General features: G+C 64.0%; 12 protein-coding genes and 1 pseudogene. 1 reads left to right on the top strand and 12 read right to left on the bottom strand.

Annotated features, from left to right (window positions below):
* Positions 1-268 precede the first annotated feature (268 nt).
* The 8 genes from AC19YY_RS05715 to AC19YY_RS05680 all read right to left on the bottom strand — a co-directional run bounded on the left by AC19YY_RS05715 (position 269) and on the right by AC19YY_RS05680 (position 8,514).
* Entirely contained in the window at positions 269-1,672 is a 1,404-nt protein-coding gene (locus AC19YY_RS05715) for an amidase (RefSeq protein WP_170043525.1), read from the bottom strand.
* Positions 1,669-2,940 (bottom strand): Zn-dependent hydrolase, encoded by a 1,272-nt coding sequence (locus AC19YY_RS05710; protein WP_169956858.1) that lies wholly within the window; start codon positions 2,938-2,940, stop codon positions 1,669-1,671. The genes AC19YY_RS05715 and AC19YY_RS05710 overlap by 4 nt, the downstream gene beginning before the upstream one ends.
* Before the next feature lie 13 nt (positions 2,941-2,953).
* Positions 2,954-3,649 (bottom strand): ABC transporter ATP-binding protein, encoded by a 696-nt coding sequence (locus tag AC19YY_RS05705; RefSeq protein WP_169956857.1) that lies wholly within the window; start codon positions 3,647-3,649, stop codon positions 2,954-2,956.
* On the bottom strand, positions 3,649-4,398 hold the full coding sequence (locus tag AC19YY_RS05700) for an ABC transporter ATP-binding protein (RefSeq protein ID WP_169956856.1): 750 nt from the start codon (positions 4,396-4,398) through the stop codon (positions 3,649-3,651). The genes AC19YY_RS05705 and AC19YY_RS05700 overlap by 1 nt, the downstream gene beginning before the upstream one ends.
* Positions 4,395-5,405 carry a branched-chain amino acid ABC transporter permease gene (locus tag AC19YY_RS05695; protein WP_169956855.1) on the bottom strand — a complete coding sequence of 337 codons (1,011 nt, stop codon included), beginning with the start codon at positions 5,403-5,405 and terminating at the stop codon, positions 4,395-4,397. The genes AC19YY_RS05700 and AC19YY_RS05695 overlap by 4 nt, the downstream gene beginning before the upstream one ends.
* A 1-nt stretch (position 5,406) precedes the next feature.
* Complete coding sequence (locus AC19YY_RS05690; RefSeq protein WP_169956854.1) at positions 5,407-6,267, bottom strand: branched-chain amino acid ABC transporter permease; 861 nt, start codon at positions 6,265-6,267, stop codon at positions 5,407-5,409.
* Between the two features lie 68 nt (positions 6,268-6,335).
* Entirely contained in the window at positions 6,336-7,538 is a 1,203-nt protein-coding gene (locus tag AC19YY_RS05685) for an ABC transporter substrate-binding protein (protein ID WP_169956852.1), read from the bottom strand.
* A 208-nt stretch (positions 7,539-7,746) separates the two neighbouring features.
* Positions 7,747-8,514 (bottom strand): FadR/GntR family transcriptional regulator, encoded by a 768-nt coding sequence (locus AC19YY_RS05680; protein ID WP_057441603.1) that lies wholly within the window; start codon positions 8,512-8,514, stop codon positions 7,747-7,749.
* Positions 8,515-8,823: 309 nt separating this feature from the next.
* Between AC19YY_RS05680 and AC19YY_RS05675 the strand changes: the two genes are divergently transcribed.
* On the top strand, positions 8,824-9,729 hold the full coding sequence (locus tag AC19YY_RS05675; protein WP_169956851.1) for a LysR family transcriptional regulator: 906 nt from the start codon (positions 8,824-8,826) through the stop codon (positions 9,727-9,729).
* Here AC19YY_RS05675 and AC19YY_RS05670 read toward each other — a convergent pair.
* From AC19YY_RS05670 to AC19YY_RS05655, 4 genes and pseudogenes are all read right to left on the bottom strand, one after another.
* Complete coding sequence (locus AC19YY_RS05670; RefSeq protein ID WP_169956850.1) at positions 9,726-10,421, bottom strand: alpha/beta fold hydrolase; 696 nt, start codon at positions 10,419-10,421, stop codon at positions 9,726-9,728. The genes AC19YY_RS05675 and AC19YY_RS05670 overlap by 4 nt on opposite strands.
* Positions 10,422-10,608: 187 nt before the next feature.
* Positions 10,609-11,955: an OprD family outer membrane porin gene (locus AC19YY_RS05665; protein ID WP_170043528.1), complete on the bottom strand. Its 1,347-nt coding sequence runs from the start codon at positions 11,953-11,955 to the stop codon at positions 10,609-10,611.
* 23 nt (positions 11,956-11,978) lie between these two features.
* Positions 11,979-12,068: pseudogene (locus AC19YY_RS05660) on the bottom strand (outer membrane lipoprotein carrier protein LolA); the annotation flags it as partial.
* Positions 12,069-12,102: 34 nt separating this feature from the next.
* Positions 12,103-13,455, bottom strand: a complete 1,353-nt coding sequence (locus AC19YY_RS05655) for a citrate-proton symporter (protein ID WP_262377070.1) — start codon at positions 13,453-13,455, stop codon at positions 12,103-12,105.
* Positions 13,456-13,512 lie beyond the last annotated feature (57 nt).

The following is a 13,512-nucleotide window of genomic DNA, read 5'->3' as shown; positions in this document are numbered from 1 at the left end:
GTAGCCGCGACACGGCCATGGATGGCCGATCGCGGCGGGCCCACGGAGCAATGCCTGACTGCGGGCATGCCGAGCCTAGGCGAGGCACCGAGTGGTGGGGCAAAAGCGCTTTGGTTACTTTCGCGCTTTTCGAAAGTGACCCGCCGTAAGGGCGGAACCCTAAGTGGCCGTGACCGCAGCAACGGATATGTACACCCCCCCAAAAGAGCGAGCTGCCTAGAGACTCATGCCCCAAGCAGGCAATCCAGCCCCCCCATCAGACTGGGTATCAACCCAAGTCTTTCGGCGCCTGCAAGTGCTGGGTCGGGAATGCCTGGGCGTATACCTGGCACACCCGCAACACCTGCTCATCGGCAAACCGCGCACCCACCACATGCAAGCCCACCGGCAATCCATTGGCCGCCAACCCGCACGGCACCGAGGCCGCCGGCTGCTGGGTGAGGTTGAACGGATAGCTGAACGGCGTCCACTCCATCCACTCGCCCAGCCCAGAGCCCGGTGGCACGTTATGCCCGGCATCAAAGGCGGTGATCGGCAGCATCGGCGAGACCAGTAGGTCGTAGTGCTCATGAAACGCCGCCATGCGCGCCACCAATGCCGCCCGGGCTTCCAGGGCCGCGTTGAAGTCGCCCAGGCTGAGGCGTTCGCCCTGTTGCGCAATGCGCAGCAGGCCGGGGTCGAGCAGGTCGCACTGGGCGCCGCTCAACTGCCCGGTCAGGCGCGCCGCGCCGGCGAACCACAGGGTGTTGAACACCTCCAGCGGGTCGCTGAACCCCGGGTCGATCTGTTCCACATGCGCCCCCAGTTGCACCAGGCCCGCGACTGCCTGCGCGACCACCTTGGCCACCTGCGGGTCGACGTCCACGTAGCCAAAATCAGGGCTGTAGGCGATGCGCAGGCCCTTGAGGTCCGTGCCCGGCGTGAGCCATGGCGTGTTGCGCGGCGCGCCGATCAGGCCGTCCCGGGCATCCGGTTGGGCCACGGTTTGTAGCATCAGCACGGCATCTTCCACGGTGCGGGTCATCGGTCCCAGGTGCGAGAGGATCGTCATCGAGCTGGCCGGCCATTGCGGCACGTAGCCAAAGGTCGGCTTGATGCCGAAGGTGCCGGTAAAGGCGCAGGGAATGCGGATCGAGCCGCCGGCATCGCTGCCCTGGTGCAACACGCCAAGGTTCAGCGCCGCCGCCGCGCCCGCGCCGCCGGACGAACCACCGGCCGTGGTGCGCGTGTCCCAGGGGTTGCGGGTGATGCCGTACAGCGGGTTGTCGGTCACGCCTTTCCAGCCGAATTCCGGGGTGGTGGTCTTGCCCAGCAACACTGCACCGGCCTTGCGCATAAACGCCGAAAAAGGCGCATCGACGTCCCACGGCCCGGTGGCGGATGAGGTGCGTGAGCCCTTGCGCGTGGGCATGCCGGCCGTCAGGGTCAAATCCTTGATCGACGCCGGCACCCCGTCCAGCGCACCGCAGGGTTGGCCCTTGAACCAGCGCTGTTCCGAGGCTCGCGCGGCGTTCAAGGCGCCTTCGGGGTCGACGTGGCAGTACGCGTTGACCACCGGGTTGTAGCGCTCGATACGCAGCAACGTGTCTTCGGTCACTTCCACCGGCGACAGGCTTTTATCGCGGTAGCGTGCCAGCAGTTGCACGGCCGTCAGGTTGGCGATATCAGTCATGCTGCGGGACCTCCCTGGGCTGCATTGACCATGGCCCGCAGCAAGACCGCGCAGCCGGCGGCCAAATCATCCGGCGCGGCATTTTCGATTTCGTTGTGGCTGATGCCGCCTTCGCACGGCACAAAAATCATCCCGGCCGGGCCCAGTTCAGCGACAAAAATTGCGTCGTGCCCGGCGCCGCTGACAATGTCCATGTGGCTCAGGCCCAGCACCTGGGCGGCATCGCGCACGGCGTTGACGCAGGTGGGATGAAAGTCCAGCGGCGGGAAGTCGGCGGTGGGCGTCAGTTCATAGCTCAAGCCATGCTGCTGGGCTGTGGCCTCGATCACCTGGCGCACTTCATCGACCATGGCCTGCAGCTTGTCGGCATGCAGGTGGCGCAGGTCGATGGTCATCTGCACTTGGCCTGGGATCACGTTGCGCGAGCCCGGATGCAGGGTCAGGCAGCCGACCGTGCCGCAGGCGTGAGGTTGCTGTTGATGGGCAATGCGGTTGACCGCGCTGACCACCTGCGCGGCACCCACCAAAGCATCCTTGCGCAGGCGCATGGGCGTGGGGCCGGCGTGGGCCTCGACGCCGGTGAACGTCAGGTCGAACCACTTCTGGCCCAGGCAGCCCATGACCACGCCAAGGGTGATGGCCTGATCTTCCAGCACCGGGCCCTGCTCGATATGCGCCTCGAAATAGGCGCCCACCGGGTGCCCGAGTACCGCGCGCGGGCCGGCGTAGCCAATGCGCTGCAACTCGGCGCCCACCGACAGGCCTTGCTCGTCCTGTTTGTCGAGGGTCTCCTGCAGGTCGAATTTGCCGGCAAACACTCCCGAACCCATCATGCACGGCGGGAAGCGCGAGCCTTCTTCGTTGGTCCACACCACCACTTCAATCGGCGCTTGGGTCTGGATCTGCAAGTCATTCAGGGTGCGGATCACTTCCAGGCCGGCCATCACCCCATAGCAGCCGTCGAACTTGCCGCCGGTGGGCTGGGTGTCGATATGGCTGCCGGTCATCACCGGTGGCAGGTCCGGGTTAAGTCCGGCGCGGCGGGCAAAAATATTGCCGATCGCATCCACAGTGACGCTGCACCCGGCCGCCGTACACCACTGCACAAACAGGTCGCGGGCCTGGCGGTCGAGGTCGGTCAGGGCCAGGCGGCACACGCCGCCCTTGGCCGTGGCGCCGAGTTGGGCCAGGTCCATCAGCGACTGCCACAGGCGGTCGCGGTTGATCAGCGGGGCGTTGCTCTTGAGCGGTTGCGCAAAACTATTCATCAGCAGTCTCCGGTCAGGCACTCAGGGCCAGGTAGCGGTTCTTGATCGTCGGGTCGGCGCGAAAGGCCTCGGCGCTGCCTTCGTAGACCACGCGGCCCTGTTCGAGCACGTAGTGGCGGTCGGCAAGCTTGTCGCAGACCAACAGGTTCTGCTCCACCAGCAACACCGGCAGGCCGTCCTCCTTGATCTTGCGCAGGATCTTCACCAGTTCGTCGACGATCACCGGGGCCAGGCCTTCGGTGGGTTCGTCGAGGATCAGCAGCTTGGGATCGTTGAGCAGGGCGCGGGCGATGGCCAGCATCTGTTGTTCGCCCCCGGACAACGCATGGCCGGCGTTTTTGCGCCGCTCCTTGAGGCGCGGGAACATCGCGTACACGTCCTCCATTTGCCAACGGCTGGTCTTGCGCACGGCGATGCGCAGGTTTTCTTCCACCGTGAGCAGGCGGAAGATCCCGCGGTTCTCCGGCACCAGCGCTAATCCCTGGCGGGCAATTTCAAAGATTTTCTGCCCCACCAGCGGTTTGCCGTTGAAGTGAATCTGCCCCTGGCGCGGGCAGATAATCCCCAGGATGCTGCGCAGGGTGGTGGTCTTGCCGGCGCCGTTACGGCCGAGCAGGGTCACCAGTTCGCCGGGGTTGACGGTCAGGGACACGCCCTCCAGGACGTGGCTCTTGTCGTAGTAGGAATGGATATTGTCGACGGTCAGCATCAGGCGGCCTCTCCCAGGTAAGCAGTGCGTACGCGTTCGTCGGCGCGCACGAATTCCGGTGTGCCTTCGACCAGGATCTGCCCGTGGCTCATCACCGTGATGCGTTGGCTGATGGACATGACGATGCTCATGTTGTGCTCGATCAGCAGCACCGTATGGTCACGGCCCAGGTCGCTGATCAGTTGGGTCATGATCGGGATGTCATCGATGCCCATGCCCGACGTGGGCTCGTCGAGCATCAACAGCTTGGGCTTGGAGCAGATCGACATGCCCACCTCCAGCACTCGTTGCTGGCCGTGGGACAGTTCACCGGCCAGGGTCTCGGCGCGGGCGGTGAGTTGCAGGCGCTCCAGGACCTGGTCGGCCATCTCCAGGTGTTCGCGCTGGCTATCCACCCGCCGCCAGAAGTTCAGGGCGCGTGCGCCGTCACGGCCCTGGGCGGCCAGGCGCAGGTTTTCGCGCACGCTGAGGTTTTGGAACAGGCTGGTGAGCTGGAACGAACGGGCCATGCCCAGGCCCACACGGCCGTGGGCCGGTTTGCGCATCAGGTTCTGGCCGTCGAAGTGGATTGCGCCTGCGGTGGCCTGGCGCTCGCCGGTCAGGCAGTGAAACAGGCTGGTCTTGCCGGCACCGTTGGGGCCGATGATGGTGTGGATGGTACCGGCCTCGACCTTGAGATTGACGCCGTTGACGGCATGGAAGGCGCCGTAGGCCAGTTCCAGGTCTTTGGTTTCCAACAGGATGCTCATAGCAGCTCCTCCTTGGTCACGGCGGCGGCCTTGCGGCTGCCACGCACACGTTCGAACAGCGCCGACAGGCCGCCCCACAAGCCTCCGCGCATAAAGATCACCACCAGGATCAGGATCACCCCCAGCAGCATCAGCCAGCGTGGCCACAGGTCGGAGAGAAAGTCCCCCAGCAGCACAATGGAGCCGGCGCCCAGCAATGAGCCGAACAGCGAGCCGGTGCCGCCGACGATGGTCATGATCAGGATGTTCTCCGACATCACCAGGTCGATATTGGACAGCGGCACAAAGTGCAGGAGCATGGCGTACAGCGCCCCGGCAATCCCGGTGACCGCGCCAGACAGCACAAACACCAGGATCTTGAAGTGGCGCGTGTCGTAGCCGATGGCCGAGGCGCGGGTTTCGTTTTCGCGGATCGCCATCAGCGTGCTGCCGAACGGTGACGCGATGACCCGGCGTGCGCCGATAAAGATCAGCAGGAACAGCACCGCGACAAAGCCATAGAACACCCGGGCGTCGGCCAGGGACAGCAGCACCGTGTCACCGATGCGGATTTCCGGGCGTGGCACACTGAGCAGGCCGTTGTCGCCGCCGGTCCAGTCGCTCAGGGTGTAGGCCAGGAAGTAGGCCATCTGGCTGAAGGCCAAGGTCAGCATCACGAAGTAGATGCCGGTGCGGCGGATCGCCAGGGCGCCCACCAGGAAGGCCAGGAACCCGCCGACCAGGGCCGCGCCGAGCAGCGCGCTGAACAGGCCCAGTTGCAGGTGGATCATCAGCAAGGCGGCGCAATAGGCACCGGCGCCGAAGAAGATGCCTTGGCCGAACGACAGCAGCCCGGTGTAGCCCAGCAACAGGTTGCAGGCCAGGGCGGCGAGGGCAAAGATCAGGATCTCGGTCGCCAGGGTCGCCGAGGGCAGGATCAACGGCAGGCCGATCAACACCGCCAGCACCCACAGCAACATGGCCCTGGATTGGGTCTTGGCGAACGGCAGGGGGTTTTTCTCACTCATCTCAAGCTCTCCCGAACAGGCCATAAGGGCGTACCAGAATCACCACGGCCATGGCGCCGTAGATCATCAGGCTCGCGCCTTGGGGCCACAGGGTGGTCATCAGGCTCTGCACCACGCCCACCAGCAGGCCGCCCACCAGGGCGCCGCCGAACGAACCCATGCCGCCGATCACCACCACCACGAAGGCGATGCCGAGGATCTCCGGGCCGACAAAGGGCTGGGCACCGCGCAACGGGGCAAACAGCACCCCGGCGATCCCGGCCAGGGCCACGCCAAGGGCGAAGGTCATGGAGAACAGGCGGAAAATATTGGTGCCCAGCAGGGATACCGTCTCGGTGCTTTCACTGCCGGCCCGCACCAGGGCGCCAAAGCGCGTGCGCTCCAGCAGCAGCCACAGGCCCAGGCCCACCAGCCCCGAGAACACAATCAAAAACAGGCGGTAGTAGGGGTACACGAAGTCGCCGACCACCAGTACCCCGCGCAGCAGTTCCGGCACGGCGACGCTCTTGCCCACCGGGCCCCAGATCATCACGCTGGCTTCCTGGATGATCAACGCAATGCCCAGGGTCACGAGGATCTGGAACATGTGCGGCAGGTGGTAGATGCGCTGGATCAATAATCGCTCGATCAGCCACGCCAGTGCGGCCACCACCAGCGGCGCGATCAGCAGGGCCAGCCAGAAGCTTTCGGTGAGGCTGACGACGGTGTAGCAGATGTACGCGCCCAGCAAAAAGAACGCGCCGTGGGCGAAGTTGACGAAGTTCAGCAGGCCGAAAATGATCGTCAGCCCGACCGCAATCAGAAAGTAGATCATCCCCAGGCCCAGGCCGTTGAGAATCTGGAACAGGTAAAGATTGAGCATGCAGGAATCCTCCAACAGGCGGCCGCGGTCAACGGCCCTGTCGTGTGTTACCGGTGAAAGTGGGCGGATCAGCCGAGCTTGCAGCCCGTGGCTTCTACCGGTGGGAACGACTGGCCGGCGCTGAGGACTTTGGCCAGGTCATCCTTGTCGGCCATGTCGCCCGTGGCCTTGCCCACCAGCAGGTAGTAATCCTTGATCACCTGGTGGTCGCCGGCGCGGATCGTTTCCTTGCCGGTCGGGCCGTCGTAGCTCAGGCCCTGCATGGCCTTGGCCACGGTGGGGCCGTCGAAGCTGCCGGTGGCCTTGATGGTGTCGAGCATGACCTTGGTGCTGATGTAGTCGGCGGCCAGCGGGTAGGTGGGGTTGATCCCGTACTTGGCCTGGGTCAGCTTGACCAGTTCGCGGTTGAGCGGGGTGTCGACCTGGTGCCAGTACTGCGCGCCGAGGTACACGCCTTCGAGCACATCGCTGCCCAGTTCCTGGAACTGGTCGAGGCCTGCGGACCACACCAGCAGCACTTTCATGCGCTCCTTGATACCGAAGTTGACGGCCTGGCGCAGGGTGTTGGAGGACTGGCTGCCGAAATTCAGCAACACCAGCACATCGGGCCGGGCGGCGATGGCGTTGGTCAGGTAGCCGGAGAATTCCTGTTCCTGCAATGAGTGATAGCTGTTGCCCACGTGCTCCAGGCCGCTTTCGGCCAGCACGCTCTTGGCGCCTTCGAGCAACGCTTCGCCGAACACGTATTGCGGGGTGATGGTGTACCAGCGCTTGGCCTCGGGCAGCAGCTTGATCAGCGGCACCAGGGTTTCGCGGATCGCGCCATAGGTGGGCACCGACCAGCGGAAGGTCGCGCCGTTGCAGTCCTTGCCGGTGACTTCATCGGCGCCTACCGGGGTCATGAACACCCCGCCAACCTTATCGACTTCCTTGGCCACCGCCAGCGCCGATGACGACAGGGTGCAGCCCTGGAAGAACCGCGCGCCGTCCTGGCCAATCGCCTCCTGGACCTTGCGCACTGCCTTGCCGGCGTTGCCTTCGGTATCGATCACCTTGTAGTTCAGTGGGCGCCCGAGGAGCTCGGGGTACTGCGCCACGGCCAGGCGTGAACCCATGTCGGCAAACTTGCCATAGCTGGCAAAGGCGCCAGACATGGACTTGAGGCCGTAAAAGGTAAACGGTTCGGCGGCGAATGCCCCGCGCACGCTCAGCGGAAGGCTGAGCGCGGCGGCGGCGGTGAGGCTGGCTTTCAACAACGTACGACGCTGCATGGGGTGACTCCCTGGTTTAGTTATTGGCAGGAGTGGCAATGGCGATACGGTGGAGCACGGCCTGTGGGCAGGCCTTTTTTATTGAAGTCAAACACGGTTGAAACTGTAGGAGCTGGCTTGCCTGCGATAGCGGTTGATCAGTTGAGAAAATTTGCCTGACCGACCGCTATCGCAGGCAAGCCAGCTCCTACAGGGATTTGTGGTGTGTTCAGGAGTGGTCGAACTCCAGCAAAAAATGCGGGCTGACCTGGCCTTCCAGCGCGGTCATGTGGTGTTCGGCGTCGCACATGTGTTCATGCATCAGGCTGCGCACGGCCGCTTCATCGTTGGCACGAAACGCGCTCAACAGTTGCTTGTGATAGTCCAGGTTGGCCGCGTCGAACTGCTTGCGCTTGGGCTTGTAGGCCTTTTTCAGCACCACCAGGTCGCGCAGCAGGTCGTTGAGGAACTGCGCCATGAAACTCAGCAGCGGGTTGGGGCAGGCCCTGGCCAGCAAATTGTGGAACTCCAGTTCCGCCAGGCGTTGCTCACGCTGGCCGGCTTCGCTGTCTTCCGGGGCGCTGCAAAAGTCCACGTTGTCTTGCAGGGCGCGATAGTCGTCTTCGCTCAGGCGTCCCAGCACCGACACGGCCAGCTCCACCTCGATCACTTTGCGCAACTGGTACACCTGCTCGCCATCCAGGTGCTGGAAGTGCAGGTAGTTGCGCAAGGCACGGCTGGCCGGCTCCGTGCCGGCCTGGTTCAGGTACGCGCCACCGGTTGGGCCGGTGCGGGTGCTGACCAGGCCTTCGACCTCCAGGGCCTTGAGCGCTTCGCGGGCCGAGCCCTTGGAGCACTGGAAGCTCTCCATCAGCTCGCGCTCGGTGGGCAAGCGGTCGCCGGGTTTCAAGGCATCGGTGACGATCGAGCGCTTGACCGACTCGACAATCACATCGGAAAGCTTCTGGCGTTTGCGTCGCAGGGGGCGGCTGAGCATGGTTTTCTATTTATCGTATTAATGCGGATAAATAGCACTTAATAGGGGTTGGGACGGGGCGTCAACGGCGGGGGTCGTTTTCAGGTAAAACAGGTCGTAAACCACCTTTGGACTAGCAGGCCAACTCAAATCAACTGTGGGAGCTGGCTTGCCTGCGATAGCGGTTTATCAACTGAGAAAATATTGCCTGAGCCACTGTTATCGCAGGCAAGCCAGCTCCTACAGTTGAGTTGTGGAGTTAGGCAGATTGAGCCTGGCGCAGTAATTGCGTGCCTTGGTGCTCCAGTCTTTGTGCAGGAGCACCCGAGCATGCAATTACGAGCCTTGCGGTATTTTCACGAGGTGGCGCGCTGCGCCTCGTTGCGTAAGGCGGCCGAGCGTTTGTACGTCACGCCCACTGCCGTCAGCCGGCAGATCGAACACCTGGAACACTTCTTTGGCGCCGCGCTGATTGAGCGCGGCCCGCGCGGTATCCGCCTGACGGTAGAGGGCGAGTGCCTGGCCGAGCAGGTCACCAGTACCCTGCGCGGCCTCGATCAGGTGCGCGATGTGATCGCCAGCCGGCAAAGCCAGGTGGCGGGTAACATCAGCATTCATGTGTCAGAAAGTATCGTTTCCACGGTATTGGCGCCGGTACTCGCGGCGTTCTACCGGGCGCACCCCAAGGTCACGTTCAATATCGTGATCGCCAGCGCCTCGGCCACTCTGGATGCACTGTGCAGTGGCGAGGCCGACCTGGGCCTGGCGTTCTATCTGCAGGAGCGGGCCGATGTGGAAGTCACCGCGCAATGCGAGTTGTGGCACCGCGTACTGGTCAGCGCCGAACACCCGTTTGCCCAGCGCGACAGCATTGAGTTGCGCGAGCTTGAAGGCCAGCCCCTGGCCATTCCCGACTCGGCGTACGGCGTGCGCCAGGCCTTGGAGGCGGCGGCGAAAAAGCGTGGGGTGACGATCCAGCCGGTGTTTACCACCAGCTCCCTGGAAGTGCAGAAAAGCCTGGCCCGGCAACGGGCGGCGGTCTTGATCCTGCCCCAGGTGGATGCCGATGCCCGCGACCTGGGTGATGGCCTGGTGGCGGTGCCGATTGCCGATGAGCACCTGGGGCGGATTCGCATTGACCTGTGCGGCTACCGCAACCGACCGCGCTCGGTGGCGGTCCTCAAATGCCAGGACATGCTGGCCAGCGCCATGCAGCGTTGCGCGCTGGTGGACTAATCGGCCAGGCAACGGGTCGACGACGGCGGCTGTCTGCCCTGGGCCAGGTAGATGCCGGCCCAGCGGTTCACGCACTGGCTGGCATCGGTGGTGGTGCTCTGTAGATAGGGGCCCTTGAGCCGCAGGGTGGCGGGCAGCGTGTCGGATGCCTGGGCGGTGCTTGCGTCGGGCTCGATCAGCACCATGCGCTCGACACGGTCGGCAAACAATTGGGCGTACTCGGCACCCAACAGATTGCCCTGGGCGATGCCCAGGAAGCTGACGCGTTGCTCCCCCAGTTGCTGGCGCACGAACTCCATGTCCCACGCCGATTGTTCATTGGCCACGCCCTTGCGCGGGCTTAGTTCAACGACGTCGTAGAGGCGCGTCAGCGTGCGGTATGCCTCGGTGTTGTAGTACTTCCAGACGGTTGCCAGATGCACCGCGAACACCCCATGCAAATTCGCCTGGGCCGTGGCCGGTCGCGCGAAGATCACGCCCCGGCGCTCCAGGGGCTGCTGGGCACCGACCCGGGTGAGGGTCAGGCGGTAGGTGCGTGCGTCAGGGGCCTGGTGGTCCAGCGGCACGGTGACAATGCCGCACTGGGTACGCGCCACCACCTCCTGGTCAAGCGCCCGCCCGGGCAGGCGCGGGCAATCCACCAACCATTCGATACCGGGCGCCGCGGCATGGCCGGGAGAACTCAAGAGCATCATCCATCCACTGATGAGGCAAAGCGCTGCTGCTTTCAAAGGTTTCATCCGCGTTCCTGGGTAACCGTCCATAGGGAACAGGCTTTTTACCAAGGGCGGCGGCGAGCCAATGCCGGAGCAGTCGCATGTAGGGTGTAAGAATTCTGAATTTTACCCGTCGGCAACTGCTGATGCCGACGGGCGGGTGTCAGAACAGGTTGATGGGGAAATTGCCGACGATCCTGAATTCGTCATAGCTGCCGTCAATCTGCCCGCCACTGGCGCGGTGGTTGTAGACGATGGTGCGCAGGACCGAGTTTTTCAACTTCCCCGATTGCACCACATACGCCAGCATCAAGCCGTTTTCGTTGTGCTTGGCGTTGTCCAGCCCGCGCACGTTGTAGCCGGTGTTGTGGCCGTTGCGATCACCCTCGTAGTGCGTGCCGTCGATGCCCCAGCCCTTGGCGTGCCACAGGCTGGCGGTCAGGCCGGGCACGCCGTAGGCGGCCAGGTCAAGGTCGTAGCGCAGTTGCCAGGATTTTTCGTTGGGGCCGTTGTAGTCCGAGTACAGCGAGTTGGCCATGTAGTTGCCGGTGGACTCCCACACATAGTCGAAGTACTCGTTGCCGAACACCTGTTGCCAGGCCAGGGTCAGGCTGTGGGCCTGGTGGTTGGCAGTCACGGCCAGGCTGGCGGCGTCGTTGTCGATGTAGCCCAGGCGCTGCTGGCCGGAGTCCTCGGTGTGGTAGTAGTGCAGGGCGGTCTTGAGGGCGAGCGTGTTTTTGTCGCCGATGCGATGGGTCAGCCCCAGGTAGTACTGGTCCCACATGTCCTCGAAGCGCGAGCCGTAGAGGCTGGCTTCCAGGCCGTAGCCCGGCTTGAGCGTGGCCCCCAGGTAACTGATGCGCGCGCCGCTGTAGGCGCGGTTGCCGAAGGTGGTGGTCAGGCGCTCGGCGCCGGTGCCGGTGCGCGGGATGGCCCGGTCGAAACTGCCGCCCTGGATCGACAGCCAGTCCAGTTCGTTGCTGTACAGGCCCACGCCCTGGAAGCTGGAGGGCAGGGCGCGGTTGTCCTTGTAGCGCAGGATCGGGTTGTCGGTCATCAGGCGCCCGGCCTTGAGCTCGGTATTGGACAGGCGCAACCGCACATCGCCCACCCCCAGCCGGCTCCAGGTCGGGATCGCATCGCCGTCGCTGTCCACCAGCACGCGGTCGCCGCCATTGGCCACCTTGCCATGCCCGCGCTGCAGGTTGACCGCACTGAATACGCCGATATCCACCCCCACGCCAATCACACCCTGGGTGTAGCCGGAGCTGTATTTGAGCATGGCGGTCTGCACCCAGGTTTCGCGCACGCGGGTGCGTTCGATGCCACCGGGTTTCTTGATGCTCAGGTAGGTGCTGCGCTGGGTGTGCTGGTTGGAATAGTAGTGACGCAGGTTCAGGTCCAGGCTGCTGCCCTCGATAAAGCCCGGAGCGCTGGCCTGGGCGTTTTCTTGCGCATAAGCCTGGGTGCCGGTCGCCAGGGTGGCGGCCAGGAAAAGACGTGGATACATGGTTAATCCCCACACAAAGAAGAAACTGTAGGAGCGAGCTTGCTCGCGAAAAGCCGGAGACCGCCGCGTGCATCCAGAATGCGCGCGTTATCGTTGACGGTCTTCGCGAGCAAGCTCGCTCCTACATGAAGGGTGCATACGCGCTGTTCAGCGAACCGGGGCTTCTGCGAGCCGGGTTTCGCGGGCCGGGGTGCCGGGCAGCACGGGCCGGGTTTCCTTGGCGAACCAGGCAGCGGTGAGGCACACCAGGTTGGCGATCAGCAGGTACCACACCGGTGACATCGGGTCGCCCGTGGTGCCGATCAACCAGGTGATGATGATCTGCGCAGTGCCGCCAAACGCCGCCACACCAAACGCGTAGACGATGGAGAAACCGGTGGAGCGCACGGATTTGGGGAAGCTCTCCACCAACAGCACGATCAACGCCGCGCCGCTCATGCCATGCAGGCCCGAGAGCACTGCCAGGGTCAGGAGGAAGGTCGACGGGCTGGGGTGTTCGGTCATCAATTGCAAGGCCGGGAACAGGATCAGCAACAGCACCACCCGGGGCGTCATCAGGATCACCCGGCGCCCGAAACGGTCGCACAACATGCCGCCGGCCACCGCGCACACTGCCATGGCCGCGCCGGCCACCAGGGTCGAGAGCATGGAAATACTGGTGGGCAACTTCAGCTCTGTCAGGGCAAAGGTGGTCATGTAGTTGAGGAAGTACTGGGTGATGGTGCTGCCCGAGAGGATCAGCAAACCCAGGACCAGCGCGCGCCGATGCTTGCCGCAGACTTCGCGCACCAGATCGCCGGTGCTGGTGGTTTCGCCCTGGCCGTGGAAGGTCTCGGCCAGGTTACGGCGGATATAGATCCCAATCGGCAACACCAGCAGGCCAAACACGAACGGCACGCGCCAGCCCCAGCTGTTGAGGTCTTCGGGGGACATCACTTTGGTCAGGGTATAACCCACCAGCCCTGCGGCCATGGCGGCGACACCCTGGGCCACCACTTGCCAACAGGCGTAGGTGCCGCGTTTGTGCGCTGGCGCGGCTTCCAGGATATAGGTGGTGGCGGGGCCGGCTTCACCGCCCCAGGCCAGGCCCTGGATCATGCGCGTCACCACCAGCAGGATCGGCGCGGCAATCCCGATGGTCTCGTAGCCGGGCAATATCGCAATACTGCCGGTGCCCACCGCCATCATCACCAGGGTCAGCAACATCGCCGGCTTGCGCCCGACGCGGTCGGCGTAGGCGCCAATCAGCACCGCGCCCAGGGGCCGCACGATAAAGCCGATGCCAAAGGCGGTGACCGAGAGCATCAAGCTGACGAAGGCGCTATCGGACGGGAAAAACGTGTGGCCGATCATCACCGCGAAGGTCGCGTAGACCCCAAAGTCGAAAAACTCCACGGCATTGCCCAGCACCACGGCAAAGATGCTCTTGCGGCCGGCGTCCGGCGATGGCGTTTCGGGTGTGTGCTCGGGACCCTCGCGAGTCAATTGTTCAGTGTGCATACCAGCCCCTCGATTTTAGTTATAGGTCGCCCAGGCCCCGGCCTTGTGGCCGGGGAG

The sequence above is a fragment of the Pseudomonas sp. MF09156 genome (assembly GCF_059862305.1).
Note: the sequence above shows the minus strand (reverse complement) of the source record. Positions and strands in the feature narration are given on the sequence as shown.